Origin of the sequence: Streptomyces sp. NPDC101191, assembly GCF_044767915.1 — a bacterium.
GTDB lineage: Bacteria > Actinomycetota > Actinomycetes > Streptomycetales > Streptomycetaceae > Streptomyces.
In genome coordinates this window covers 518,342-543,386 of record NZ_JBIWOU010000001.1, presented here as the reverse complement: position 1 = coordinate 543,386, position 25,045 = coordinate 518,342, and the positions used below count along the sequence as shown (strand labels likewise).

Below are 25,045 nucleotides of genomic sequence, written 5' to 3'. Positions count from 1 at the left end.
GCAGCGGTACGGCGACGTCAGGCGGCCATGGCGCTTCGGGGCCACGGCGCACTGCGGTGTGCCAGCGGATGCGCGGCGTGCGACGGCCCGTCACCGCGGCGCGGGTGCGCGGCGGCGGGGCGGGGTCAGCGGTGCGCGGGAGGACAGATGGCGGAGGCGGTACGGCAGAAGTCGACATGCCGCCGGCAGCTCAGCAGCGCCCCGGCGGGCACGGCACGACGGCCACGGCGCTGCGCGGCGATCGGTGCGTGCACGGGGGCCTCCACGGTCCGGAAGGGAACGCCCCACCTTAGGCAGGGGCGGTTCCGGAATGTCAAGGGACACCGGCTGCCGTGCGGCACGGAACTCCCGGTGGGTGAGGGCGCGTTCGGCGGGAAGGTCCGCCCCGGGCCCGGCGGGCCGGGCCCCGCGGCAACGGCCCGGCGTGGCTCAGCCGCGGTACGGGGTGTTCGCCTCGGCCCAGTCCGCCAGGGCGCGGGCGCACTCGGCGACCGACTCGCGCCAGCTGCGGGCCGCCCCCTCGCCGGCCTCGTCGCTCACGTGCTTGACGATCCGCAGCGGGATCCCGGCGAAGGCGGCGGCGGTCGCGAGGGCGTAGCCCTCCATGTCCACCAGGGCCGCCCGCAGTGCCAGCCGCTCCCGGGCCGCCTCGTCCGCGATGAACGCGTCGCCGGTCGCGAGGACCACCTCGCCGCCGGCCGGCAGGGCGATCGGCGCCCCGTACGTCTCGCCGGTGAGGCTGGCGAGCAGTTCGCCGTCGAGGTCGTGCTGGATCACGGTGCCGACGACGTGGGTGCCGGTCCAGCCGGGCCGCAGCGCGCCCGCCGTACCCAGGTTGACGACCTCGGAGGGGAGCGGCCCGCGGGCGAGGGCCGTGGCGAGCGCCGTCGCCGCGTTGACCTTGCCCATGCCGGTCAGCAGCACCGGCAGATCGGTGTCGAGGTGCTGCGCCTCCTCCTTGACCGCGAGGACGAGCAGGGGACGGCCGGCCGTGATCTCACCCAAGAGTTCCATGCGGGCCACGCTACCCGGTGCGGGATGATCCGCCCTGCTCAGGCCGCTGCCCCCAGCTCCGGCACGGCCGGCTCAGACCGGCAGCAGCCGTCCGACGAGCTCCGCGAGCTGAGCCGCGTTGCGGCAGGTCCGCATGTCGACCAGCTCGCCGTAGGCGTGGGCGACCGAATCGCCGGTGGACCACAGCGCGGGCTGTTCCGGATTGAGCCAGTACACGCGCCGGGCCCGGTCCGCGACGAACTTCAGGGCCGGGAGGTTCGGGTCGCTGCGGTTGGTGCGGGCGTCGCCGAGCACGAAGACGACGGTCCGGGGGCCCAGCGCGTCGGCGTAGCGCTCGGTGAACTCGCCGAGGGCCGTCCCGTAGTCGCTCTGTCCGTGCCAGCCGGTCAGCGTCGCCTCGGCAAGGATCCGCTCGCCGAGCCCCGCCGGGTCGCTCCGGCCGCGGGCCACCAGGTCGGTCACCTCGTCGACCCGGTTGACGAAGGCGAACACCCGCACCCGGCTGAACTGGTCGTGCAGCGCCTGCACGAGCAGCATCGTGAAGTGCGCGAAGCCCGCCACCGAGCCCGACACGTCGCAGAGCAGGACGAGGTCGGGCCGCCCCGGTCGGCGCTGCCGCAGCACCGGCCGCACGGGCACGCCGCCGGTCGAGAGCGAGCGCCGCAGGGTGCGCCTCAGGTCGATCTCGCCGCGCGCGGCACGCCGGCGGCGCGCGGCGAGCCGGGTGGCCAGACTGCGGGCCAGGGGCCGTACCGTCCGGCGCAGCTCCTCCAGCTGTTCCCGTCCGGCCAGCAGGAAGTCGACCCGGTCCGGTGTCGGGGCGACGGCCCGCCGGGCCACCTGCTCGCGGCCCTGCCGCAGGGCCACCCGGCGGCGGGCCTCGGTCCGCACCCGCTCCCGGAAGTCCTCGATGCGGCGGCGGATCTCGTCGTCCGTGAGCCGGTCGCCGAACTCCGGGTCCCGGCCGCCGCCGCCCTCCCGCAGCGCCGCGCGGATCCGGGCGAGCAGGGTCTCGGGCCGCAGCCGGGACAGGGTCTGGTGGGAGGACCAGCCGTCCGAGCCGGGCGTCGAGCCGTATCCGCCGAGCGCGCCCACGGCCTCGCCGGCGAGCATCGTCAGCGCGGTCGCGTCGGCCGCGGCGAGGGCGGCGACCAGACGCTCGCGCAGCCCGGCGAGGGCGGTCGCGGGATCGTCGCCGGGCGGTTGCGGCTCGTGCTCCGGCGCCCGCCCCTCGACGAGCGGGAAATACAGGTCGAAGACCCGGTCGAACACCCGCCGTTGCCCCTCCCCGTGGAGCAGGGTCGCGGCGAGTGCGTCCCGCATCCGTTGCCGGTCGTGGAAGCCCACGGCCTCCAGGGCGAGGCCGGCGTCGACGGTCTCGCCCGTGCCGATGCGCAGGCCGTGCGCCCGCAGGGCCCGGACCAGGCCGGTGACCCGGTCGGCCGCCCCGGTCCGCTCGGGCTGCGCGGCCCCGGGCCCCACGGGCTGCGCGGGGAGGCCGTTCACACCGTGTCCAGGTCGAGCTTGGCCGCCGCCTTGTGGATGTCCTCCTGGTGCTTGAGGATCACGCCCAGGCTGTCCCGTACGACCTCCTCGGAGAGGGTGTCCGCGCCGAGCGCGAGGAGCGTACGGGCCCAGTCGACGGTCTCGGCCACCGAGGGCGCCTTCCGCAGGTCCATCGCGCGCAGCGCGCCGACCACCCGGACGACGGAGGCGGTCAGTGCCTCGTCGATGCCCGGCACCTTGCCCCGGACGATCCGGCGCTCCAGCTCCTCCTCGGGAAAGCCGATGTGGAGGAACAGGCAACGGCGGCGCAGCGCCTCGGAGAGCTCGCGGCTCGCGTTGGAGGTGAGCACGACGAAGGGGCGGCGGGTGGCGGTGATGGTGCCGAGTTCGGGCACGGTCACCTGGAAGTCGCTCAGGACCTCCAGGAGCAGTCCCTCCACCTCGACGTCGGCCTTGTCGGTCTCGTCGACGAGCAGCACGGTCGGCTCGTCGGAGCGGATCGCGGTGAGCAGCGGGCGGGAGAGCAGGAACTCCTCGCCGAAGATGTCGGTTCGGGTCTCGTCCCAGCTCTCGTCGCGTCCCGCGGTGATCCGCAGCAGCTGCTTGGCGTGGTTCCACTCGTAGAGGGCCCGGGCCTCGTCGACGCCCTCGTAGCACTGCAGCCGGACCAGCCGGGCCCCGGCGACCGCGGCGACCGCCTTGGCGAGCTCCGTCTTGCCCACCCCCGCGGGCCCTTCGACGAGCAGGGGCTTGCCCAGCCGGTCGGCGAGGAACACGCTGGTGGCGACGGCGGGCGAGGCCAGATAGCCGGTGGCGGCGAGTCGCTCGGCGACGTCGTCGACGGAGCTGAAGTATCCGGTCGTCATGAGAAGTTCCCCCCGGAGTGCGCTTGGGTTACCCGCCAGTAGTCGCAGCGTACCGTCAGGCGCCGACCCGGGCACGGGTCAGCGGCACAACGGGAGGACATCGTCCTCGAAGCCGGGGAACGCGGCCGCCGAGGCCGGGACCGCCGCCGCGGGCCGCCGCGACCCGGCGCCCCCGTGGCGCTCGGCGACCGCCGCGAGCGCGGGACCGGGCCGCGGGGCGCGCTCCTCGTTCCCGGCCACGTCGACCACGCCGGTGCCGTCGGCGAGCAGCCCCAGGAGCGGATCCCCTCCCGGGGGCTTCACGGAGGGTGACCCGTGGCTGGTCCGGGGGGTGCCGCGCGCGGGCCCGGCGGGCCGCTGATGGAATGGGAGTGAGTCGAACGGTGGAGGTGCGGTGTCGGAACGAACGGGGGAGCGGTCCTGGCCCGAGGGGGAGTACGAGGCCGTCCTCGCCAGGGTCGACGCCCTGGAGCACGCCGCCGCCGAGATAGGCACCCGGCTCGACGAACGGACCGTCTGCGCGGAACTGGCCGGGTTCCTGGTGCGCAGGGTGGCCGAGGCCGCGGCCGTCGACCTCGTCCCGCAGGACGGCACCGGGCCCGGTCCCGGAACCTCCCTCGCGATCGGGCCGGCCGCGCTCCTGGACGGGGCCGGCGACGACGGCGCGTCGCACGGCGCCCGGGTGCTGGCCCGCCCGCTCGTGACGGGTGACGGCGAGGAGCTGGGGAGCGTGCGGGTGGCCCGGGCGTCCGGTGGATTCTCCGCGCACGAGTCGGCCGTGGTCGCCCACGCCGCGCGGCTCGCCGGCCTCCACCTCGGCCACGCGCGCCGGCTTGCCGCCACCGAGGCCACCGCCCTGCATCTGCAGCGCGCCCTGGTCGCGGAGCCGGGCCGCCCGCACCCCAATCTGGAGATCGCCGGCCGCTACCTCCCCGCCGGTCCCCGCACCCTGGTCGGCGGCGACTGGTTCGAGACCGTACGGCTGCACTTCGGGCGGAGCCTGCTGGTGGTGGGGGACGTCATGGGGCACGGCCTGGACGCCGCCGTCGACATGAACGCCTACCGGACCGCGCTGCGCGAGGTGGCCGCGACCGACCTTCCGCCGCACCGGGTGCTGCGTCAACTCGACGCCGTCGTGGCCGAGGACGAGGGACGGCGCCCCGCGACCTGCCTGCTGATCCAGATCGATCCGGCGCGCTCCACCGCCACCTTCGCCAGCGCCGGGCATCTCCCCCCGGTCGTCTTCGCCGCGGACGGCTCGGCCGAACTCGTCGGCCTGCCCGTGGGCCCGCCGCTCGGCACCGGGCTCGGCGGCTACGAGCCGGAGGTCCGCACCCTCGGCCCGGGCGACACCCTGCTGCTCTTCACCGACGGGCTCGTCGAGCGGCGTGGTGAGGACATCGACGTCTCGCTGGCCCGGCTCGCCGCGCTGCGCCTGCCGCCGGGCTCCGGGCCCGACGCCGTCGTCGACGAGGTGCTGCGGAGGCTCGACGCGCGCACCGCCGAGGACGACGTCGCGGTGCTCGCGGCACGGGTCCGCGAACGCCCCGTGGCGTGAAGCGAGTCGGCGATTTCAAGCCGAGGCGGGATTGTTTCGGCAGGACGCTTGTGCAGGCCCTTCCGGCGCGGCACGCTCCTCGTATGAACACAGCCAGGCACGCCAGTGAACGCCTGATGAGCTGGCCCTCGCTGAGCGCCGGACGCGCACTGTGCGGCGCCGAGCTCGGACTGCGCACCGCGACGCAGGAGATCGTGCACTTCCACGGTGAGCACGAGGCCGAGGTCCATCTGACCCGTGCCATGATCGCCCGGCTCCGGCCGGCCCTCCTGAGGTCGAGCGCGGTGCGTCTGCGCGCCGGCTCCGGGTGGGTGACGGTCCGTCTGGACATGGGCTCGGACATCGACCTGCTCGCCACCCTGGTGAGCGCCGCTCTCCAGGCCACCGGAGCCCCCTATCCCGCCGACGACCTCGCGCCCGACCACTGCACCCGCACCGGGCGTCCCTTCGTGTGCTCCTGAACCACCGTTGAACCGGCGCCGAACCGGTCCTGATCCGGGCCGGCCACGGCGCCGGTACGTCCTCGAGCGGTCCGGCCGGGGCCTCGGCCGGACCGTTCAGCCCACCGGGAACAGCATGCAGGTGCTCGTCGCGTGCCCGAGCAGGCGGTCCTGGTCGTCGTAGAGGCCCGCCTCGGCCAGCGCCGTGCGCTTGCCCGCGCTCAGCACCGTGCCGATCGCGCGCACCTTGCCCGTCTGCATCGTGATCGGGCGCAGGAAGCGCGTCGAGAGGTCGAGCGAGGTGTACGCCATGCCCTGGGGCAGCGTCGTGTGCACCGCGCAGCCGGCCGCCGAGTCGAGCAGGGTCGCGTAGACCCCGCCGTGCACGCTGCCGATCGGGTTGTAGTGCTCCTCGCCGGGCTCGAACGAGAACACCGCGCGGCCGTGCTCGACCTCGTCCAGGCCGAAGCCGAGCAGCGCGCCGATCGGGGGGCCCGGAAGGCGCCCCGCGATCAGCTCGCGGAGGAAGTCGAGACCGGCCATGCGGGCGGCGGCCTCGGCGGTGGCCGTCGCGTCGTTCCAGTGGACCGTCCGTGTCCGCTCCATCACCGGTTCCCTCCGTTCGGGGCGTCCGCCCTCGTCTGACTTCGAAGATCGAAGCTAGATGTCCGTCCGGCTGACTGTCAATGCCGTAGCCAGCTGTCTACAGTGTGACGATGGACTACCTCGACATGGACACCGAGAACTGCCCGGTCCGCCGCGCGCTCGACCTGGTGGGCGAGAAGTGGTCCCTGCTGATCCTGCGGGACGCCTTCAACGGGGTGCGCCGCTACGACGACTTCCGCCGCCACATCGGACTCTCCGAGGCCGTCCTCGCGGACCGGCTGCGCAAGCTCGTCGCGGCGGGCGTCCTGCGGGTGGAGCCCTACCGCGAGCCCGGGGCCCGTACCCGCTCCCAGTACCGCCTTACCCCCAAGGGTCGCGACCTGTGGCCCGTCCTGCTCGCCCTGAAGCAGTGGGGCGACCTCCACGCCGGGGATCCCGACGGCACCCCCCTCGACATCCGGCACGCCGACTGCGGAGCCCCGGTCCGCGTCGAGGTCGTCTGCGCGGGCGAGGAGCACGCGACCCTCAGCCCCTACGAGGTGACCGTCCGGTCCGGCCCCGCGGCGCGCCCCCGACGCGATTGACGGCGCGTCCCTCACGCCGATCGGCGGCTCGCCCCCGACGCGATTGACTGCGCGTCCCCCACGCCCACCGACGGCGCGCCCCCGGCGCGATTGACTGCGCGTCCCCAGGCCGACCGACGGCGCGCCCCCGACAGCGCCCCCCACGCCGATCGGCGGCGCGCCCCCGGCGCCGACCGACGGCGCGGTCCCTGCACCCGTTCGGCGGCATGCCGGACGGGTTCGGCCGGTCGGCGGGGTACTCGACGAGGCATGCCCCCCTCTTCCGGTGCGCCGCACGACGATGGCCCCTCCGAGCACGGCCACTGGTTCCACCGGTTCCACGAGCGGGTCCTCACCTCCCCGGTCGGACTCGCCTGGAACCGGGGCCGCGAGATGGAACTCATGCACCGCGCCATGGGTTTCGCCGCGCTCAGCCTGCTCACCCTGGTCCCCCTCCTCATCGTGATCGCCGCCGCCGACCTCGCCAGCGGCCAGGGCTTCGCCCGCTGGCTCGTCCAGGGCCTCGGGGTCTCCGACGTCTCCGAGGAGGAGGTCGAACGGCTCTTCGGGCAGCCGGGGGCGGCCCTCCAGCGCACCACCGCCTTCGGTCTCGCCGCGCTCGCCGCGTTCGGTGTGACCTTCGGATCGGCCGTCCAGACCGGCTACGAACGGGTCTGGGACCTCCCCACCGCCCGCTGGCACACCATGTGGCGCCACGTCGTCTGGCTCGGCGTCCTCGTCGTCGCGCTCCTGCTCTTCGTGGCGACCCCCGCCCCCGAACGCTCCTCGGCCGTCGTCACCACCCTCGTCGCCCTCGGCGACGTCCTCGGCACCTTCCTGTTCTTCTGGTGGTCCCAGCGCTTCCTCCTCTGCGGCCGCATCCGCTGGCGCGCCCTGCTGCCCGGAGCCGTCCTCACCTCCCTCGGCCTGCTGGGGCTCCGGATCTTCTCCGCGCTCGTCTTCTCGCCCCTGATCGCCTCGAACGCCGTCACCTACGGCCAGTTCGGCACGGTCCTCGTCCTGCAGTCCTGGCTCGTCGGGGTCGGCTTCGTCGTCTACGGGGGCGCCCTGGTCGGCCGTCTCGTCCACGAACAGCTCGTCCTGCGCCGCCTGGACCGCGACGCCCGCGAACCGGACCGGCCGACCTGACCGTCACTGGTTCCGGTGCCCCACCGGGAGCACCGCGCCCCCGGGCGCGACCAGCGCCCCCGTCGCGTACACCGGCCACGCCCCGCCGGCCGTCCACGGGAACGGCACCTCCCGGTTCCCCGCTGCCCCGTCAGACCTTCTCCGGCTGGAGGTGTGCAGCACGGCCGACAGTGCCGCAGCCCGACGATCATCCGCGGCGTGGTGTCTTCCCCGCGCCGTTGGCTCTCAGGAGGACGGGGCGGTGACCGTCGTCGAACGGTCACCGCCCCGTAGGAGGGCGGGATCACCCACGGCAGACGCGTGCGGGGTGCGCGATGTCGAGCACGAAGCGCTCGGGGGAGTGCAGTACGAAGGTCTTGTAGACGGGCTTGGCGGTGAAGGCGGCTCCGACGGTGACCACGCCCTCGAAGTCGCCGGTGAGGGCGACGCCCTTGAGCGCGGGGAGATGGATCCTGATCAGCCGGGGTCCCTTGTAGACGGACTGCCCGGACTCGTTGTGGGCGGCGGCGGGCGAGAGCCTGATCTCCAGGAAGTACTTCCCGGGGAGCGGCACCTTGTTGCCCGAGCCGTCGTAGCGCAGCTCCTTCACCGGCTTGACGCTCACCGGGGGCATGGTTCCCCGGACGTCGATCACGAGCCGGTCGAAGGTGGGGTGTCCGCCCCAGCGGACGTTGACGACCTGGGCCGTGGCCGGCGGGGTCGTACGGGACGGGGCGGACGCGGCGCCCGCGGGGATCGTGGCGCCGATCCCGCCGGCGAGAAGGATGCCCGCGGCCGCGGTCGCGAGGGTCTGACGGTGATACATGGCGTCCCCCGGACTTCCTGAGATGGGGACAGTGGTGTCACTGGGAAAGACATATGTGCCGGATGAGTGGTTCCGTCCTTATCATGCATTTTTTCGTCGCCACTCGGTATGCGCGCACCGGCGCGCGGAAACGAGGCGGGCGCCGCCGTAACCTCAGCCGTCCTCGGTAGTTGACCAGGGCATGAAAAAGCGCAGCATGCTCGCCATCGCCTCCCTCGCGGCCGGTGTCGTCACCGCCCTCGTCACCCCGCCCCCGAACGCCTCCGCCGTGGAGCCCGGCACCGCGGGGCCCGGTGTCACCGGCCTCCTCCAGGAGGACCAGGACGTCAGCACCCTCGTGGGCGACACCGCCGAGGGCGCGGGCGGCCTCCCGATCTCGGAGGTCGGCGGCCTGCTCTGACCCCGGCCGTCCCGGATCCGCCCGTGCCCCGCACCGCCCCCCAGGGGCGTGCGGGGCACGTGGTTTCCGCCACCGCCACCCGTGAGGCGGCGGCCCGTGCGCGCGCAGTGCCCGGGGAATGACAGGATGTCCCCATGAGCAACAACGTTTACTTCGACATCACCATCGACAAGCAGCCGGCGGGCCGCATCGTCTTCAAGCTCTACGACGAGGACGTCCCGAAGACCGCCCGCAACTTCCGCGAGCTCGCCACCGGCCAGCACGGCTTCGGCTACGCCGGCTCCCCGTTCCACCGGGTCATCCCCCAGTTCATGCTCCAGGGCGGTGACTTCACCAACGAGAACGGCACCGGCGGCAAGAGCATCTACGGCGAGAAGTTCGAGGACGAGAACTTCACGCGCAAGCACGACCGCCCGTACCTGCTGTCGATGGCGAACGCGGGCCGCAACACCAACGGCTCCCAGTTCTTCATCACCACGATCGTCACCGACTGGCTCGACGGCAAGCACGTCGTCTTCGGCGAGGTCGTCGAGGGCCAGGACATCGTGGACAAGATCGAGTCCCTGGGCTCCCGCTCCGGCGCCACGAACGCCGACATCCGCGTCGCGGCGTCCGGCGTCATCGAGGCCTGATCCGACCGCACGGCCACGCCTAGGCGTCGGCCACCGCCCCCGTGCCGCACCGGCCGGGGGCGGTCGCACGTCGTGCCCCGCCGCTTCCTGCGGCGCCCCTCAGGCGAGGGCGCGGGCCAGGGCCCGGGCGAAACCGTCCGGGTTGTCCAGTGTCATGTTGTGCCCGGCCGCCGGCACCTCGAGCACCGGTACGCCCATCGCCGCGACCTTCCCGGCATCCGCGTACGGCCGACTGAACTCGCCCACCAGGAAGGCCCGCGGCCGCTGGAGCCCGGCGAACAGCTCGCCCGCCGCCGGCACCGTACCCTCCACCAGCGCCACCGCGCTGCGGTGCACCGCCCGCGGGTCGGCGAGCCGCAGCCGCGCCGCGTAGTCCGCCCGGGAGGCCCCGGCGATCATCGCCGCGCACCCCACCCGGACGAAGAGGTCCTCCTCCATCGCCGCGACGGGGGAGGAGAACGCCCCACCGCCCGCGTACAGATTGGGCTCGGCCACCACCAGCCGGTCCACCAGATCCGGCCGGGCCGCGGCCAGATGGATCGCGACGGCCCCGCCCATCGAGTGCCCGACCAGCTCGACCCCGGTCACGCCCTCGTGGTCGAGGATCCTGGCGACGGCGGCCGCCTGCGACTCCATGCGGTAGTCGAAGTCGCGCGGCCGGTCGCTCAGTCCGAAGCCCAGCAGGTCGACGAGGAGGGAGCGCCGCCCCGCGAGCGCCGGGTGGACCGCGATGTGCGCGAAGTCCGAGGCGGCGGTGCACCCCAGACCGTGCACGTACACCCGCGCGGGCCCCTCGTCGGAACCGGGCAGGTCGATCCACCGCACGAACCCCCGCGACTCCTCCAGAAACAGCTCCCGCATGGCCCCTCGCTCCCGTGACACCCCGTCGGACCGGCTTGCCACCGGCGCCCGTCACCCTATGTGGCCGCACTGACAACGCCCTCGCGGCAGGCAGGCGGGCACGAAGGCCGGCAGACCGGGGCGCCGCACCGCCCTCACACGAAGGCGAAGGCGTTGCGCTCCGCCCAGGCCGAGAACGGCCGCCCGGGGCGTCCGAGCACCCGTTCCACGTCCGGGCTCACCCGCTGCTCCTCGGCGTACGGCTCGCCCAGCACCGTCAGCATCCCCTCCACGGCAGCCTCCGGCAGGAACCGCACCAGCTGCTCCCTGGCCTCGTCCCGGGTCTGCCCCACGAACCGCACCGGCGCGTCCACCGCCCGCGCGAGGGCCGCCACCTGCTCGCGCGGGGTGACCGGCGCCGGACCGGTCAGGACGTACGTGCGTCCGGCGTGCCCGTCCTCGCGCAGCGCGGCCGCCGCGACCTCGGCGATGTCGGCCGGGTCGACGACCGGCAGGGCCACGTCGGCGAAGGGCGCCGCCACGGTCCGCGCCGTCCGCACCGCGTCGGCCCACAGGAACGCGTTCGACGCGAAGCCGGAAGGGCGCAGCACCGTCCACTCCAGACCCGACTCGCGCACCGCGGCCTCGAATTCCCGCAGCGGGCGGTGGGACACGGAATCCGGCCGGGTGCCGAGCAGCTGCGAGGACTGCAGGACCACCCTGCGCACCCCGGCCGCCACGGCGGCGGCCACGATCTCCCGCGGCCGCAGTTCGTCGCCGACCCCGGCGACCAGCAGGAACACCGCGTCGGCGCCCGCGAAGGCGGCCTTCGGCCCCTCCGGCCGGGCGAGGTCGGCGGACCGGTGCCGCACGCCCTCGGGCAGCGGCGCGGCGCCCGGCCGCCGGCTCACCGCCGTCACCTCCTCGCCGGCCGCGGCCAGCGCCTCCACGAGCAGTCGTCCGACGTTACCGGTCACTCCGGTGACCACGATCATGAACGTTCCTTCCAGGAAGACATGGCGAGACAGGCGCGTGACCGGGCGGAGCGCGGGGGCCCGCCGCGGTCACGTCACTCATCCTGGAAGGTGAAGTGGCCATCCTCCGGCCTGTTATGGCGGGAAGGTTCAGCCCTTCTCCTCGCCGTACCGGCGCTCGAACCTCGCGATCCTGCCCTCGCTGTCCACGGTCCGCGCCTTGCCCGTGTAGAAGGGGTGGCTCTCGGACGAGATCTCGACGTCGACCACCGGATAGGTGTTGCCGTCGTCCCACTCGATGGTCCGGTCGCTGGTCGCGGTGGACCGCGTCAGAAAGGCGAACCCGGCGGAACGGTCGCGGAACACCACGGGGCGGTACTCCGGCTGCTTGTCCTGCTGCACATGTCCTCCTCGGACGGCCTGCCAGTCATCCCCCGGTGCGCCCAGCCTCCCCGGGCAGCGCCCCCGGGACCAGCGCCGCACACCCGACCGGGTGACGGCGGCGAGGACGTTCCCTCGTGATCGACCCCCGGGTACGGTGAGCCCGAACGGCGCCGGTGACGGGCCGTCCGGAACAAGGGGCGTCATGACCGCACTGCTCGTACTGATCGGCACCCTCGCGGCCCTTGCCGTGGTGCTCGTCGTCGTCCTGCTGCGCCGGGGAAGCGGAGTCACCGAGAACGCCGACGGACTGGTCACGGAGCAGGCCCGCAGGGAGCGTGCCCACCTGGACCGCTCGAACTTCTCCTCGGCCGCCGTGCACTCCAGCCTGCCGACCATGACCGACCGGCACCACCGCCCCTGAGGCGCCCGGCCCGCCGGTCTTCAGGGCCCGGCGCCGTGCGGGCCCCAGCGGGCCGCGAGCAGCAGGGCGATGTCGTCCGGGCGGTCGGGGGCCTGGCGCGCCTCGCGGATCAGGCGGTCGGCGGTCTCCGTGAGCGGCCCCGCCCCGGTCGCGGCGAACGTGCGGCGCAGCCGCTCGATGCCCTCGTCGATGTCCGTGCCCGGCCGCTCCACCAGGCCGTCGGTGAACAGGGCGAGGACCTCGCCCGGTTCGAGCCGCATCCGGGTCTCCGGATAGGTGGCCGTGTCGTCCACGCCGAGGACCACACCGCCCGCCAGGTCCACCACCTCGGTGCGGCCGTCCGCCCGGCGCAGCAGCGGCTGCGGATGCCCGGCCCGGGCGGCCTGTACCACGCCGGTCCGCGGGTCGAGGGCGACGTAGCAGCAGCTCGCGAACTGGCCCGGGTCCAGGTCGATCAGCAGCCGGTTCGTGCCCCGCACCACGTCCTCCGGCGGGAGACCGCCCAGCGCGAACGCCCGCACCGCGCTGCGCAGCTGGCCCATCGTCGCCGCCGCGGCCACACCGTGGCCCTGTACGTCGCCGATGACCAGGGCCAGATGGCCGGGGATCGTCTCGATCACGTCGTACCAGTCACCGCCCACGTCCATGCCCTGCGTGCCCGGCAGATAGCGGCCCACCGTCTCCACGCCCTCGTACACCGGCAGCCGGTGGGGGAGCAGGGCGTCCTGCAGCCCGCGGGCGAGCGCCGACTCCGAGTCGTAGCGCTGCGCCCGCTCCAGGGCCTGGGCGATCAGACCGGCGAGCGCGGTGAGCACCGTGCGCTCCTCGGCGTCGAAGCCGCGCGGTTTGTCGAAGCCCAGGATGCACGAGCCCACCGGGCGGCCCGAGGCGATGAGCGGCAGGAACGCCCGGGCCCCCGAGTGGGCGTCGAGCGGCAGCCCCGGGTAGGCCGCGTTCAGCTGGTCCATGGACTCGAAGAAGAGCGGCCGGCCCGTCGTCAGCGTCTCCACGCCGGGCACGTGCGCGCCCAGGCCGACCCCGTCGAAGGGCTCCAGGAAACCCGGCGGGAAGCCGGTCTCCCACGCCAGGTACAGATGCCGCTCGCTCAGCAGGTAGATCGCCAGCTGTCGGCCGCCGAAGGCCGGCAGCAGCTCCTCGGTGACCACGGCGGACACCTGGCGCGCCGTCACCGCCTCCGACAGCGCGATGGCGAGGGCCACCGGACGGTACAGAGCGGCGGCCCTGCCCTCCGGCGAGGACAGGCCGTCGTCGTCGGGGCCGGTGAGGCCCCCGCTCGGTCCCTCCGCCGGATCGCCCTCCGGGACCAGGACCAGCGTCACCCCGTCCTGGCCCGGATACAGCGAGACCGACAGCCACTCGCCGCGCCCCGGATGGGCCAGGAAGTGGATCGGCTGGTCGGACAGCAGCGCGCCGCGCAGCTGCTCCTCGTGGTAGGGGTGCGCGAACCAGGGGAGCGCCTCCCACAGCGAGCGTCCGGCCAGGGTGCCGCGCGGCCGGCCGAGCAGCGTCTCGGTGCGCTCGTTCACGTAGGTGATCCGCCCGAGCCGGTCGATCGCCAGGATCGCCCGCGGCAGCCGGTCGGTGGCGTCCGAGCCGACGAGCCCGGTGCCGAGGTCCACGAGCGAGCCGGTCAGCAGGTGGCCGCCCCGGTCCCTGTCGAGCGGCCGGGCGGTCACCTCCAGGAGGTGCAGCCCGCCGTCCGGGCCCTTCAGCCGGATCCGGCGCGCGGCGGGCCCGCCGGAGCCCGCCGCCTGCCGGGCGAGTGCCCACAGGGCGTACGTGTCCTCGGGCATCAGCCGGGCGGTCAGCGCCTCGACGGTCCAGGGGAGCGGGGTCGTCTCGCCCAGGATGTCCCGCAGCCCCTGGTCCGCGGTGACCGTGCCGGTGTCCAGGTTCCAGTCGAAGTAGCCGATCCGCACCGGAGGCCCGGTCCGGCTGGGCAGCTGCACCGACACCGGCTCGCCCGGCCACTCGATCCGGGTGCCGTGCGCCGCGAGCTCCGCGAGCGTCACGCCCAGGCGGCGTGCCTCGTGGACCATGTGACCGCGGTCCTGGGTGTCCACCGGGACCCCAGGGGTGGGGTCGCGCAGCACCACCAGGACACCGAACCGGTCCCGGCCGCCGACCACCGGGGTGTAGAGGGAGGCGAAGGGGAACGGGAGGCTCGCCACGAGCTGTGGGAAGAGCCGCATGGCCTCCTCGACGTCCCCCAGGTGGACCGGCTGGCCCGACCGGTGCGCCTCCGCCACCGGGAACGGGCGGTTCACGTGCATCCGCCACCAGGGCCGGAACAGCGAGCCCGGAAGGCCCGCGAGCACGGCGAGCCGTAGCAGCCCGGGCGTCCCCGACTGCAGGTAGACCCCGCCCGCGTATCCGCCCGCGGCCTCCACGGCCCGCAGGACCGACTCCGCGAGGACCACCCCCAGGGCGTCCGCCGGCAGTCCGTCGACGGCGGTGTTCCGGGGCGGCGGCCCGGTCGCGGCCGACGGGGCGGAGCCTGCCGCGCCGTACGAGGTCACACAGCCAGCATGCTCCCGCCCCGAAGGGCCACGCATCCGGAGTAACGGCGCGTGAACCACTCTCCGGGGGCATTGACCGGGCCCCCGCCCGCTCGCGAGACTCGGTTCCCGGCCGCCGCGGCGGGCGTGCGGCTCCACCACCTCGTGACCAGGGGGTCTGATGACGGGCCGGGTTCTTCCGTACGACGTACAGGGCAGCGGGCCGCACCGGGCGCTGGTGCTGCACAACTGGTTCGGCGACCGCACCAGCTTCGCTCCGCTGCGGGACCACCTCGACGACTCGGCCGGGTCGTACGCCTTCCTCGACTGCCGGGGCTACGGCGAGGCGATCGACGCGGAGGGCGCCTACACGATGGAGGAGGTCGCGGCCGACGCCCTCGCCGTCGCCGACGACCTGGGCTGGGACACCTTCTCCGTGGTCGGCCACTCCATGGGCGGCAAGGCGGCCCAGCTGATGCTGCTGGACGCGCCGGAGCGGGTGCGCTCCATCATCGGGATCTCCCCGGTCTCCGCGGCCGGCTTCCCGCTCGACGCCGACACCTGGGACCTCTTCGCCGGGGCCGCCGAGAACCCCGGGAACCGCCGGGCCATCATCGACAACACCACCGGCGGCCGGTACGACGAGGCATGGCTGTCCGGCCTCGTGGAGCGGTCGCTGCGGCGCTCGTCGGCCACCGCCTTCCGCGCCTACCTCGACTCCTGGTCCCGCACCGACTTCCACGAGCGGGTCCGGGACAACCAGGCCCCCGTCCTCCTCGTCGTCGGCGCCCACGACCCGGCGCTCGGTGCGGAGGCCATGGAGTCCACCTGGCTGCGCTGGTATCCCAACGCCCGGCTGGAGGTCCTCCCCGAGGCCGGCCACTACGCCCCCGAGGAGACCCCGAAGGCCCTCGCCGACGCCATCGAGGCGTTCCTGGCCGCCTGACGCGCGCCGACGGCCGCGGCCGGGGACACTGTCCGCAGGCGGACGGACCCCGGCCCGGCACACGGGCCCCGGCCGGGCCGCGGGGAGAGGCGGTGCACGGGATGACCCTGGCCCTGACCGCGGCGGTGGCCGCGGCCCTGCTCGTCTGCCGGCTCGCCCTGCGCGAGCGGCGCAGCCCCGGATCCGCCCGGCGCACCCTCGCCTTCGTCCACGACCGGCGCGCCCTCACCGCCGGGCTCTGCGCGGGTCTGCTCCTGGCGGCCTTCGGCTGGCGCGTGTCCGGTCCCGGCGCCCTGGCCTGGGCGGCGCTCGCGGGGCTCCTGGTGGCGGGGCTGGGTTCCGGGGCCGGAAACGGCGGGGGCCCCGCCCCCGGCGCTCGCGCGCGGGGGACGGGGCCCGAGGGCTCCCGGAATCAGGAGTAGTAGCCGAAGAGGTCGGCGATCACGTGCACCGTTCCGGAGTTCGCCCGGAAGTCGATCTTTCCGTTGACGACGGGGACGGTGACGAGGTTGGCGGTGGTCTGCCCCGCGGTCCAGTTGAGGTTGGACGCGTTGGGCAGCGTGGTGCCGTCCGGCCACACGGTCAGGAAGCCACCGGAGGTCGGGGCCGTGGCCGTGACGTTCAGGACGACCGCCTTGGCCTTGGCCAGCGTGTGGCCGTCGTTCAGGTTCAGCACCAGGTTGGTGCCGCCCTTCAGCGGGGCCGTCGACGAGGTGCCGAGCGCGTAGCGGGTGTCGAGCAGCCGGGCCGGGCCCGCCGAGTGGAAGGACGAGCCCTCGCCGCCCGCGGTGAAGTAGCCGAACACGTCGGCGATGAAGTGCACGGTGCCGGTGCCGGCGTTGTACAGGTTCACCTTGCCGTCGGCGCCGATCGGCAGCACGACCATGTTCGGGCGGGTCTGACCGGTCTGCCAGTTGATGTTCGACGCGGTCGGCTGCGGGGTGCCGCTCGGGTACGCGATGAGGTGACCGCCCGACTGCGGCGCGGTCGCCGTGACGTTGAGGACCACGGCGGTGGCCCCGGTGGCCGGGACGCCGCCGGCGCCCGCGACGGTCAGCGAGACGGTGCCCTTGCCCGCGACCGGGGAGGTGCCGGCGCGGCCGACGCCGTAGCGGGTGTCGAGGATGCGCGCCGGGCCCTTGGGCACGTAGGTGCCACCGCCGGCCTCGGTCGAGTAGTAGCCCGAGATGTCGGCGATGAAGTGGGTGGTGCCGCTGCCGGCGTTGAAGAGGTCGACCGAGCCGTCCTTGCCGACCGGGACGGTCACCAGGTTCGGGACGATCTGGCCCTTCAGCCAGTTCATGTTGGACGAGTTCGGCCGGGTGGTGCCCGTCGGGTACGCGATGAGGAAGCCCGCCGCGGTCGGCGAGGCGGCCGTCACGTTCATGACCACCGAGGTCACGCCGGTCTCCGGGACACCGCCCACGCCGGTGACCTTCAGCTTGACGGTGGCGTTGCCGGCGACCGGGGAGGTGCCGGCGCGGCCGATGCCGTAGCGGGTGTCGAGGATGCGGGCCGGCGGCAGCGCGTTGAACGTGGCGGCCGGGGACGGGGCGACGGCCTTGCACAGGCCGGTGACTATCTCACGCCCGTTGGGGGAGCCGAGGCCGGTGGCGAGGTCGTAACCCGCGCCCGCCTTGTAGAGGCCGCTGTAGTTGCCGGACGCCGTCAGGTTGTTGTCGCCCGTGGTGACGTCGCGGAAGGCGGTCGCCGGCAGCTTGTAGAGGGCCGGGTGGACGTAGCCGACGGCGCCGTTGGCCTGGCAGGCCAGGTCCTGGTCGGCCTGCGCGAGGAGCGCGGACCAGACCGGCGCGGCGCCGCTCGTGCCGCCGATGATCCACCAGTACTGGCCGCCCTCGCCGAAGGCCACGGGGTAGCCGGTGGCCTGGTCGCCGACCGCTGAGACGTCCGGGACCTGGCGGCAGGCCGTGCCGGCCGCCGGGCTGCAGAAGGTGTCGCTGTAGCCGGCGCCGGTGCGGCCGGCCTGGAAACCGGTGGAGGAGTCCACGGCGAAGTGCCGGGAGACGCCGCCGCCGGAGCCCTTCCAGGTGGTCTGGTTGGCGACGGAGCCGCGCATGGTGGTCCCGCCGACGCCCAGGACGAAGGGCGAGGCGGCCGGGAAGTCGGCCACGAGCTGGTCGGCGTTGGGCTGGTCCGGGACGCCGTTGCCGTCGTAGTCGGAGTAGCAGCCGGTGGAGCCGCTGTCGCCGGAGGCGACGACCACGCTCTGGCCCTGGGCGGTGGCCTGCTGGAAGGCCAGGTTCTCCGCGTCGATGACCTCGGTCGGGGTGTTCATCTCACAGCTGCCCCAGCTGACGGAGACGACCTTGGCCCGGTTGTCCGAGACGATCCGGCGGAAGAGGGCCGTGCCGTCGTTCCAGGTGTTGGGGGCCTGGTAGACGAGGATCTTGGACTGCGGGACGAGACCGGCGATGGTCTCGACGTCGAGCGCGGTCTCGAGACCCACACCCGATTCGTAGCTCGCCGGCTCCGTGGGGCCGCCGTTGACGCGGACCGAGCTGACCGGGACCTTCGTCTTGTGGCAGGCCTGGTAGGAGTTGATGTCCCGGATGTCGTAGTTCTCCAGCGAGTAGACCGCGATGGTGGTGCCGGTCTGCACGTTCGGCTGGTTCGCCATGTTGTACTGCGCCGCGAGCGACTTGGCGCTCCAGTAGTCCTGCCCGTCGTACGCGGCGGGCATGCCGGGCGTGGCGGTCGCGTACAGGTCCCGGATCTCGGTGCACATCGTCGGCGTCGTGCCGGTCAGGCGGGGCTGGCGCGCGACCGTGTCGGTCCCGGCCGACGCCTTGCGCGGCTTGCCCTTCGTGCCGGTGTTGCGCGGCTCGTACGAGGACAGCGTGCTCAGGCCGACGACTCCGCGGACGTCCTCGGCGGTGCGGCCGCCGAACTGGGGGGCCACCGTGTTGACGAGGCCGGCCCGGCCGTTCCGCAGCCGGTAGCCGTCGAACTCGGTGCCGAACGCCTTGGCGGCCTTGGCGACGGTCGTCGTCACCGGCAGCGTGAGGCCGTCCGACTCCAGCGCGCCGACCGTGAGGCCCTTCGCGCTCAGCTCGGCGCGCACGCGCTCCACGGCCTGCGGCTCGGCGCCGAAGACCTGCGCGAACTCGCCCGTGCCGAGGTACTGGCGGTAGCGCGGCGAGCCGGGGGTGGAGACCTCGCTGACGAACCGGCGCAGGGCGGCCGGGTCCCGCGGCTCCAGGACCACGCTCAGCTCGAGCGCCTCATTGGGGGCCGGGTCGGCGGTACGGACCGCGCCCCGCGGCACCTTGGGCGCCGATCCGACCCGCTTCGGGCCGGGGTCGCCGGCCGGCGCGGCCGTCGCGGCCGAAGCCGGGACGGCGGCCGTGGTGACGGCCAGTGCGGCGACGGTGGCCGCACCCCATCTGAATGCCTTCTCACGGGCGGTTCGGCCCATGCACACGCTCCCTTTCACGTTCCGCGTCGCGGCGCGCCCGGGCAGGGAGCGGCCCGGGAAGGAGAAATGGCGCAGCAGAACCGAGGGCGCGGCGCCGCGGCGCGCGAACCCGTCTCGCGTGAACCCCCCCCCGGTGCCGTTCGCGCACACCCACGGGCTGCGGAGCGACGACCAGACGTGAAGATTTATCAGGTGCGGCGGCGCGCTCGACACGCGGGGGCCGGTTGCGCACGGTGCGGTGATCGCAAACGGCACTTTTCAGCCGTAAGTTACCCGGCGGTTTCGCGTGACTTCCCACGAACGCGCCAGTAGAACATGTTCCCATTCACTCCTGAAGTGAGGAACATCACGTGAGTGACAGATCCCCTTCGACCTCGGAATCCAGAGGTCTGACCCGCCGTCGCTTCGTCACTGGAACCGGTTCTCTTCTCGGGGGCCTTGCGCTCGCCGGGCACGCCGGTACCGCGAACGCCGCCACCCCCGCAGAGGTCGCCGCCGTCCTCGCCCCCATCCCCCCGGGCGCCCGCGTCCCCGCCCTCGTCGTCGGCACCGGATATGGCGGCTCGGTCGCCGCCCTCCGACTCGCCGAGGCCGGCGTCGACGTCCACATGGTCGAGATGGGCATGGCCTGGGACACCCCGGGACCCGACGGGAAGATCTTCGCCAACACCACCAAACCCGACTACCGGTCCTTCTGGCTGCGCACCCGGACCAAGCAACCGCTGAGCAACTTCCTCGGCTTCCCGCTCGACAAGGACGTCCCCCGCTACACCGGCATCCTCGACGCCGAAGACTTCGCCGGCATCACCGTCTACCAGGGCCGCGGCGTCGGCGGCGGCTCGCTCGTCAACGGCGGCATGGCCGTCACCCCGCGTCGCGAGGTCTTCCCGTCGCTCCTCCCGACCGTGGACCCCGCCGAGATGTACGCCACCTACTATCCGCGCGCCAACGCCGGGCTCGGCGTCACCAGCGTGGACCAGGCCTGGTGGGAGAGTGCCGACTGCTACCAGTACGCCCGTGTCGGCCGTAAGCACGCGCAGCGCTCCGGCTTCCCCTTCGTCTTCGTGCCCAACGTCTACGACTGGGACTACATGAAGCAGGAGGCCGCCGGCTCCGTGCCCAGGTCGGCCCTGGAGGGCGAGGTCATCTACGGCAACAACCACGGCAAGAAGAGCCTCCAGAAGACCTACCTCGCCCGCGCCGCCGAGACCGGCCGTGTCGCTGTCTCGCCGCTCCACAAGGTCACCGGCGTCACCCCCGCGTCCGGTGGCGGCTACACCGTCACCATCGACCGGCTCGACACCACCGGCGCCACCGTCGAGACCAAGACCGTCACCGCCGACCGGGTGTTCTTCGCCGCCGGCAGCGTCGGCACCAGCAAGCTCCTCACCCGCCTCAGGGCCACCGGCGCCCTGCCGGCCCTCAGCGACCGGGTCGGCAAGGGCTGGGGCGACAACGGCAACGTCATGTGCGGCCGGGCCAACCACATGTGGGACCCCACCGGCAAGCTCCAGTCCGCCATGCCCACCGCCGGCATCGACAACTGGGACGCGGGCGGTGCCTTCGCCGAGGTCGCGCCGCTGCCCACCGGCATCGAGACCTACGCGTCCTTCTACCTGTCCATCACGAAGACGCCCCACCGCGGCGAGTTCAGCTGGAACGCCGCCACCGGCGGCGTCGACCTGAACTGGGACCGCGCCTGGAAGCAGACCTCCATCGACGCGGCCAAGACCATCTTTGACAAGATCAACGCCAAGGAGGGGACGATCTACCGCACCGACCTCTTCGGCACGTACAAGATCTGGGGCGACCATCTCACGTACCACCCGCTCGGCGGCGCCGTGCTCGGCAGCGCGACCGACAACTACGGCCGTCTCCGCGGCTACGACGGCCTGTACGTCATCGACGGCGCGCTCATCCCGGGCAGTACGAGCGTCAACCCGTTCGTCACGATCACGGCCCTGGCCGAACGCAACATCGAGAAGATCATCGCGACCGACCTGTAGGGCGGACCGCTGCGCACGAAGGGGGCCGGCCGGGCAACAGCCCCACCGGCCCCCTCCGTCGCTCAGTGCGTCGGCAGCACGCACACCGTGTCGAGCCCGAGCACCCGGTTCAGGCGCCCGAAGGCCAGCCACGAACCCAGGCTCATCGTCAGTTCCACGATCTCCACCTGGCTGTACGCCGCCGTCATCCGCGCCCAGAACTCCTCGTCCAGGTGGTGATGGTCCAGCGCGTACCGCTCCGCGTACTCCGCGGCCAGCCGCGTCCGCTCGTCGAACGCCTCCGTCGTCCGCCACTCCGCGACGGCATCGGCGAACTCCTCCTCGACCTTCTCCCCGTCGCGGTCGGTGCGCCAGTCCAGGCAGAACTTGCAGCCGTTGATCTGCGCGATCCGCAGCCGTGCCGCCTCGAACTCACGGAGCCCCAGGGTCGTGTGGGAGTACACGGACAGCGAGAAGTTCGCCGCCGCCATCCCGATCCCGGGCACCATGTCGCCCCATACGTACCCGATCGGCTCCTGCCCCTCGGGAATGTCGATGATCACCGCGTTCTCCTTCCCAGCTTCCCCACCGCCGGGCGCAACGGCACGTCCAGCGCGTCGTACAGTCCCGGCTCCGCCTCCACGAGCCAGTCCACGGCTCCCACGAGCCGCCCCACGGCGGTCGCGTTCCCGCCCGCCGACCGGTTCTCGCCCTCGTCCGAAGCCTCCACGGTCACCTCGATCCGCGGCCGGCCCTCCACGATCACCCGGTGCGCCCCCGACCCGTCCGGCGGCACCGGCCAGTCCGGGGCGCAGTCCGGATGAATCCGGGTCACGTGCTCGATCACCAGGCGCGGCTCGCCGTCGACGATCCCCTGCACCTCGAAGCGGACGGCGCCCTGGGTGCCGGCCGTGAACTCGCCCATCGTGCGGGTGTGCACCGTGGCCTCCAGCGGGCGCCGCTCCAGCGTCTCGCGGATCTCGTCGAGCTCGGCCCCGAGCGCCCGGGCCATCAGCCGCAGCTGACCGCCCCACACCATCGTCGGCACCGACGGCAGGAGCATCGGCGGCTCGTACTCCATGGGCTGCCCCATGCCGACGAGATACCGGACCGACTCCTCCTGCTCGTACGTCGAGTAGTCGAAGATCTCCTGGCAGCGGATCGCCTCCACCCTGCTGCCCAGACCGCTCACGAGCAGCGGCAGCACGTCGTTGCCCCAGCCCGGGTCCACGCCCGAGGCGAACAGCGAGCCGCCTCCCTCCTTGACCGCCGCCAGGACCGGATCGCGGAACTCCGCGGGGGCGCCCCGCTGGTCGTAGAGCGGATACAGCGAGGGCGTCACGACGACCGCCCCGGCCCGGACGGCCCGGACCACGTCGGCGAGCGCGTCGTCCGGACGCATGTCCCCGGACGCCGCGTACACGACGGCGCGAGGCCCCTCGGCCAGGACGCCCTCGACGTCGTCGCGGGCCGCGACCCCGAGATCGCGCCCGAGCCCGGCGAGCTCGCCCGCGTCGCGGCCGACCTTGGCAGGGTTCGCGACGAGGACGGCCGAGAGTTCGAGCGCCGGATGGGCGTCGACGGCTCGGATCGCCGCACGCCCGACATTTCCGGTTCCCCACACCACGGTCGGAATCATGCGCGGAGGGTAGCGCCGGGGCCGTGAGGTTCCCAGAGGTGCGACCCAGTTGATCTGACGGATCGTCAGAGCGGCTCGGGTGTGTTCAACGTCGTCCCCGGAGGCAATCCGCGACCGCCCTCGGGTCCTCCCGTGCGAGCGACGCCAGGGCGGCGGCGACGGCCGATCGCGCGGGCCGTGGCGTGGTGGTCGAGCGGCAGGGACAGGACGGCGCTGGCCATCGCGCCGGTGCCGACGGGGAGTTCGGCCAGCCGGAGGGTGAGCGCCTCGGTCGAGACCGGGGTGTCCGGCTCACGCAGGAGCGGACCGAGGGCCGTGTGGACGGCGGAGGTCGCCTTCCTGCCGCGCAGGCGGGGACCGTCCGGTGGGGCGTCCGCCGCGTGTGCCGGGTAGGCGTCCCGGGGGCGGCGGCCGTCCGGTTCGGCGTCGAGCCGGCTCAGCGCGTAGGCGTACAGGGAGGGCCGTGGGGTGAGCGCCGCGCGCTCTTCCGGGGCGCTCACCGGGCGGAGGTGTACGCGATTCCGTCGATCATGCGGCGATGACGTCGCACGCGCGAGCGAACGTCCAGCGGGGAACAACGGGTCGCGCAGCCCGGCGGCGCCCGGGGTGCCCCGCACCCCGCCCCCGCTGCCCGAGCCGGTGCAGGGGGCGGCGAGCAGGGCCAAGGCGACGGCCGCGGCTTCTCCGCCCGGGAGCGCAGGCGGCGGCGCCCCTCCCGCGACTACGCCGACGTGCCCTCCGCCAGTCGCAGGGTCACGAACGGCACCGTGTCGCCCGGCAGGACGTAGCGCTCGGTCTCCACGAAGCCGCGGGCCAGGGCGAAGCGCAGCCCCTCCTCGTTGCTCGCGAGCACCACCGTCTCCACGCCCTCGTCGCTCAGCGTCCGGGCGTGCGCCAGGCCCCGCTCGTACAGCGCCGTGCCGTAGCCCCGGCCGCGGTGCTCGGGCAGGATCCGGGAGATGACCGTCGCGGCGGGCGTCTCCTCGTCCGGCGGGCGGACGGTGGAGCAGCCGACCGGGGTGCCGTCGGCGTACGCGACGTCGAGCCGGTTGCGGCCCGCGCGTTCGCGCACCTCGTCGGCGGAGAGCGGGGCGGTCGGGATGACGGTGTTGTGGATCAGCCGCCAGTCCGCCAGGAGGGCGGGCGAGCCGACCGGGTCGTCCGGGTCGATGCCGGTGATGCGAAGGGCGTTCGCGGGCGAGTCGTTCACGGCTGCAGCCAACCGCCGGGCCGGACGCCCCGTCAACTGCTTTCCCCCTGGCCCGGACGGGTGAGGAGACACGGCCGGGGCGACAGGCCCGGAACGGACCGGGTACGGATGGGCGCATTGCCCCGACCCTCGGAGGTGGCCGGCTCATGCCCGTCCGCAAGGGCACCCCCACGGTGCTCGCCTGTGCCCTGTCCGCGGCCCTGATGCTGACCGGCTGCGGCGCGCTGCGGCCGCCCGCCGCGGCCCCGGCGCCGGCCCCCGCCCCGGCGTCCGCGGCGCCCAGGACCCCGCTGCCCGACGGTCGCGACGCCGCGAACCGCGCCCCCGCGCGCATCCCCGGAGTCGGTCCGCGGACCCACGCCCGCATTCCCGACGGCACCACGCAGGCCCTCGTGGTGAGCGGCGACGCGGTCGACGGCAACGTCGCCTCCGTCGCGCTGTACGAACGGGACCCGGCCGGCCGCTGGCGCCGCACGGCCGGGCCCTGGACCGCGCACAACGCCCTGCGCGGCTGGACCGAGGACCACGAGGCCGGCGATCTGCGTTCCCCCATCGGCGTGTTCCGGCTCGGTGACGCCGGGGGCCGGCTGCCCGACCCCGGGGCGCGCCTGCCCTACGACCACGACGAGGAGTTCGCCGTGTCGGGCACCGGCTTCCTCGGCGAACCCCTCGAAGGCTCCTTCGACTACGTCGTCGCCATCGACTACAACCGTGTCCCCGGCAGGAGCCCGCTCGACAAGGAGCGACCGCTCGGCGAGGAGAAGGGCGGCGGGGTCTGGATCCACGTCGACCACGGAGGCCCCACCCAGGCCTGTGTCGCGCTGCCCCGCGAGGACATGGGCGCGCTGCTGCGCGCCCTCGACCCGGCCCGCGAGCCCGTCGTCGTCATGGGGCCGGCCGTGGTGCTGGCCGGCTGACCGGCGGGAGGGCGGGCTCCGGCGGTGGGCCCGGTGCGGGGCGCGCGAAGCCGGGTGGCGGTGCGGTGCCGGTGCCGTCGTACGTGATGTTCCGCCCAGCGGAACGCGCGTAGAACGGGAGCGGATGGGCCGGGCACAGTAGAGGACGTGCCGGGGGGAACGGCACGAAACGGCTCGCCGCGAGGCGGGACGCACCGCAGACCGTCACCTGACGTGACGTCACCAAGGGGGATTT

26 protein-coding genes are annotated in these 25,045 nt (G+C 73.8%); 11 read left to right on the top strand and 15 right to left on the bottom strand.

Annotated features, from left to right (window positions below; genetic code table 11):
* Nucleotides 1-429: 429 nt before the first annotated feature.
* The 4 genes from ACIRQF_RS02485 to ACIRQF_RS02470 form a co-directional block, all read right to left on the bottom strand.
* Nucleotides 430-1,014: a nucleosidase gene (locus ACIRQF_RS02485; protein WP_376627995.1), complete on the bottom strand. Its 585-nt coding sequence runs from the start codon at nt 1,012-1,014 to the stop codon at nt 430-432.
* Between the two features lie 72 nt (nt 1,015-1,086).
* The gene (locus tag ACIRQF_RS02480) at nt 1,087-2,520 is read right to left on the bottom strand and encodes a VWA domain-containing protein (RefSeq protein ID WP_404088153.1); all 1,434 of its coding nucleotides are present in this window, start codon (nt 2,518-2,520) and stop codon (nt 1,087-1,089) included.
* Entirely contained in the window at nt 2,517-3,386 is an 870-nt protein-coding gene (locus ACIRQF_RS02475) for an AAA family ATPase (RefSeq protein WP_404088151.1), read from the bottom strand. The genes ACIRQF_RS02480 and ACIRQF_RS02475 overlap by 4 nt, the downstream gene beginning before the upstream one ends.
* A gap of 78 nt (nt 3,387-3,464) precedes the next feature.
* Nucleotides 3,465-3,689 (bottom strand): hypothetical protein, encoded by a 225-nt coding sequence (locus tag ACIRQF_RS02470; RefSeq protein ID WP_404088149.1) that lies wholly within the window; start codon nt 3,687-3,689, stop codon nt 3,465-3,467.
* 91 nt (nt 3,690-3,780) lie between these two features.
* Here ACIRQF_RS02470 and ACIRQF_RS02465 point away from each other — a divergent pair, with 91 nt between their 5' ends.
* Both ACIRQF_RS02465 and ACIRQF_RS02460 read left to right on the top strand, forming a co-directional pair.
* Nucleotides 3,781-4,944: a PP2C family protein-serine/threonine phosphatase gene (locus ACIRQF_RS02465; RefSeq protein WP_404088147.1), complete on the top strand. Its 1,164-nt coding sequence runs from the start codon at nt 3,781-3,783 to the stop codon at nt 4,942-4,944.
* 83 nt (nt 4,945-5,027) lie between these two features.
* Nucleotides 5,028-5,405 (top strand): luciferase family protein, encoded by a 378-nt coding sequence (locus tag ACIRQF_RS02460; RefSeq protein WP_376627988.1) that lies wholly within the window; start codon nt 5,028-5,030, stop codon nt 5,403-5,405.
* Nucleotides 5,406-5,501: 96 nt separating this feature from the next.
* Here ACIRQF_RS02460 and ACIRQF_RS02455 read toward each other — a convergent pair whose 3' ends face one another.
* Entirely contained in the window at nt 5,502-5,990 is a 489-nt protein-coding gene (locus ACIRQF_RS02455) for a PaaI family thioesterase (protein WP_404088145.1), read from the bottom strand.
* A 110-nt stretch (nt 5,991-6,100) separates the two neighbouring features.
* On the opposite strand from ACIRQF_RS02455, the gene ACIRQF_RS02450 reads away from it, so the two are divergent.
* Both ACIRQF_RS02450 and ACIRQF_RS02445 read left to right on the top strand, forming a co-directional pair.
* On the top strand, nt 6,101-6,574 hold the full coding sequence (locus ACIRQF_RS02450; RefSeq protein WP_376627984.1) for a winged helix-turn-helix transcriptional regulator: 474 nt from the start codon (nt 6,101-6,103) through the stop codon (nt 6,572-6,574).
* A gap of 249 nt (nt 6,575-6,823) precedes the next feature.
* The gene (locus ACIRQF_RS02445) at nt 6,824-7,702 is read left to right on the top strand and encodes a YhjD/YihY/BrkB family envelope integrity protein (protein ID WP_376627982.1); all 879 of its coding nucleotides are present in this window, start codon (nt 6,824-6,826) and stop codon (nt 7,700-7,702) included.
* Between the two features lie 283 nt (nt 7,703-7,985).
* Here the strand turns inward: ACIRQF_RS02445 and ACIRQF_RS02440 are convergent, their stop codons facing one another.
* Nucleotides 7,986-8,507, bottom strand: coding sequence for a hypothetical protein (locus ACIRQF_RS02440; RefSeq protein ID WP_376627980.1), 522 nt, complete (start codon nt 8,505-8,507; stop codon nt 7,986-7,988).
* A gap of 181 nt (nt 8,508-8,688) precedes the next feature.
* Between ACIRQF_RS02440 and ACIRQF_RS02435 the strand changes: the two genes are divergently transcribed.
* Both ACIRQF_RS02435 and ACIRQF_RS02430 read left to right on the top strand, forming a co-directional pair.
* Nucleotides 8,689-8,907 (top strand): hypothetical protein, encoded by a 219-nt coding sequence (locus tag ACIRQF_RS02435; RefSeq protein WP_404088142.1) that lies wholly within the window; start codon nt 8,689-8,691, stop codon nt 8,905-8,907.
* Between the two features lie 134 nt (nt 8,908-9,041).
* A complete protein-coding gene (locus ACIRQF_RS02430) occupies nt 9,042-9,539 on the top strand; it encodes a peptidylprolyl isomerase (RefSeq protein ID WP_376627977.1) in 498 nt (165 codons plus the stop codon).
* Between the two features lie 99 nt (nt 9,540-9,638).
* On the opposite strand, the gene ACIRQF_RS02425 is transcribed toward ACIRQF_RS02430, so the two are convergent.
* From ACIRQF_RS02425 to ACIRQF_RS02415, 3 genes are all read right to left on the bottom strand, one after another.
* Entirely contained in the window at nt 9,639-10,400 is a 762-nt protein-coding gene (locus ACIRQF_RS02425) for an alpha/beta fold hydrolase (RefSeq protein WP_382479530.1), read from the bottom strand.
* Between the two features lie 134 nt (nt 10,401-10,534).
* A complete protein-coding gene (locus ACIRQF_RS02420; protein ID WP_404088140.1) occupies nt 10,535-11,374 on the bottom strand; it encodes an SDR family oxidoreductase in 840 nt (279 codons plus the stop codon).
* Between the two features lie 129 nt (nt 11,375-11,503).
* On the bottom strand, nt 11,504-11,755 hold the full coding sequence (locus ACIRQF_RS02415; protein WP_376627971.1) for a type B 50S ribosomal protein L31: 252 nt from the start codon (nt 11,753-11,755) through the stop codon (nt 11,504-11,506).
* Between the two features lie 184 nt (nt 11,756-11,939).
* Between ACIRQF_RS02415 and ACIRQF_RS02410 the strand changes: the two genes are divergently transcribed.
* On the top strand, nt 11,940-12,158 hold the full coding sequence (locus tag ACIRQF_RS02410) for a hypothetical protein (RefSeq protein WP_404088138.1): 219 nt from the start codon (nt 11,940-11,942) through the stop codon (nt 12,156-12,158).
* Nucleotides 12,159-12,178: 20 nt separating this feature from the next.
* On the opposite strand, the gene ACIRQF_RS02405 is transcribed toward ACIRQF_RS02410, so the two are convergent.
* Nucleotides 12,179-14,734 carry a SpoIIE family protein phosphatase gene (locus ACIRQF_RS02405; protein ID WP_404088136.1) on the bottom strand — a complete coding sequence of 852 codons (2,556 nt, stop codon included), beginning with the start codon at nt 14,732-14,734 and terminating at the stop codon, nt 12,179-12,181.
* Nucleotides 14,735-14,858: 124 nt separating this feature from the next.
* On the opposite strand from ACIRQF_RS02405, the gene ACIRQF_RS02400 reads away from it, so the two are divergent.
* The gene (locus tag ACIRQF_RS02400; RefSeq protein WP_382479524.1) at nt 14,859-15,623 is read left to right on the top strand and encodes an alpha/beta fold hydrolase; all 765 of its coding nucleotides are present in this window, start codon (nt 14,859-14,861) and stop codon (nt 15,621-15,623) included.
* A gap of 92 nt (nt 15,624-15,715) precedes the next feature.
* Nucleotides 15,716-16,045 carry a hypothetical protein gene (locus ACIRQF_RS02395; RefSeq protein WP_404088134.1) on the top strand — a complete coding sequence of 110 codons (330 nt, stop codon included), beginning with the start codon at nt 15,716-15,718 and terminating at the stop codon, nt 16,043-16,045.
* On the opposite strand, the gene ACIRQF_RS02390 is transcribed toward ACIRQF_RS02395, so the two are convergent.
* A complete protein-coding gene (locus tag ACIRQF_RS02390) occupies nt 16,036-19,059 on the bottom strand; it encodes a protease pro-enzyme activation domain-containing protein (RefSeq protein ID WP_404088132.1) in 3,024 nt (1,007 codons plus the stop codon). The two genes, ACIRQF_RS02395 and ACIRQF_RS02390, sit on opposite strands and share 10 nt — an antisense overlap.
* A gap of 350 nt (nt 19,060-19,409) precedes the next feature.
* Here ACIRQF_RS02390 and ACIRQF_RS02385 point away from each other — a divergent pair, with 350 nt between their 5' ends.
* Complete coding sequence (locus tag ACIRQF_RS02385; RefSeq protein ID WP_404088130.1) at nt 19,410-21,065, top strand: GMC oxidoreductase; 1,656 nt, start codon at nt 19,410-19,412, stop codon at nt 21,063-21,065.
* 62 nt (nt 21,066-21,127) lie between these two features.
* On the opposite strand, the gene ACIRQF_RS02380 is transcribed toward ACIRQF_RS02385, so the two are convergent.
* The 4 genes from ACIRQF_RS02380 to ACIRQF_RS02365 form a co-directional block, all read right to left on the bottom strand.
* Nucleotides 21,128-21,607: a carboxymuconolactone decarboxylase family protein gene (locus ACIRQF_RS02380; protein WP_376627958.1), complete on the bottom strand. Its 480-nt coding sequence runs from the start codon at nt 21,605-21,607 to the stop codon at nt 21,128-21,130.
* On the bottom strand, nt 21,604-22,683 hold the full coding sequence (locus ACIRQF_RS02375) for a dihydrodipicolinate reductase (protein WP_404088128.1): 1,080 nt from the start codon (nt 22,681-22,683) through the stop codon (nt 21,604-21,606). Before ACIRQF_RS02375 ends, ACIRQF_RS02380 begins: the two co-directional genes overlap by 4 nt.
* 65 nt (nt 22,684-22,748) lie before the next feature.
* Complete coding sequence (locus tag ACIRQF_RS02370; RefSeq protein ID WP_404088126.1) at nt 22,749-23,183, bottom strand: hypothetical protein; 435 nt, start codon at nt 23,181-23,183, stop codon at nt 22,749-22,751.
* Between the two features lie 221 nt (nt 23,184-23,404).
* Entirely contained in the window at nt 23,405-23,854 is a 450-nt protein-coding gene (locus ACIRQF_RS02365; RefSeq protein WP_404089488.1) for a GNAT family N-acetyltransferase, read from the bottom strand.
* Between the two features lie 185 nt (nt 23,855-24,039).
* Here ACIRQF_RS02365 and ACIRQF_RS02360 point away from each other — a divergent pair, with 185 nt between their 5' ends.
* Entirely contained in the window at nt 24,040-24,810 is a 771-nt protein-coding gene (locus ACIRQF_RS02360) for a hypothetical protein (protein ID WP_404088124.1), read from the top strand.
* Nucleotides 24,811-25,045 lie beyond the last annotated feature (235 nt).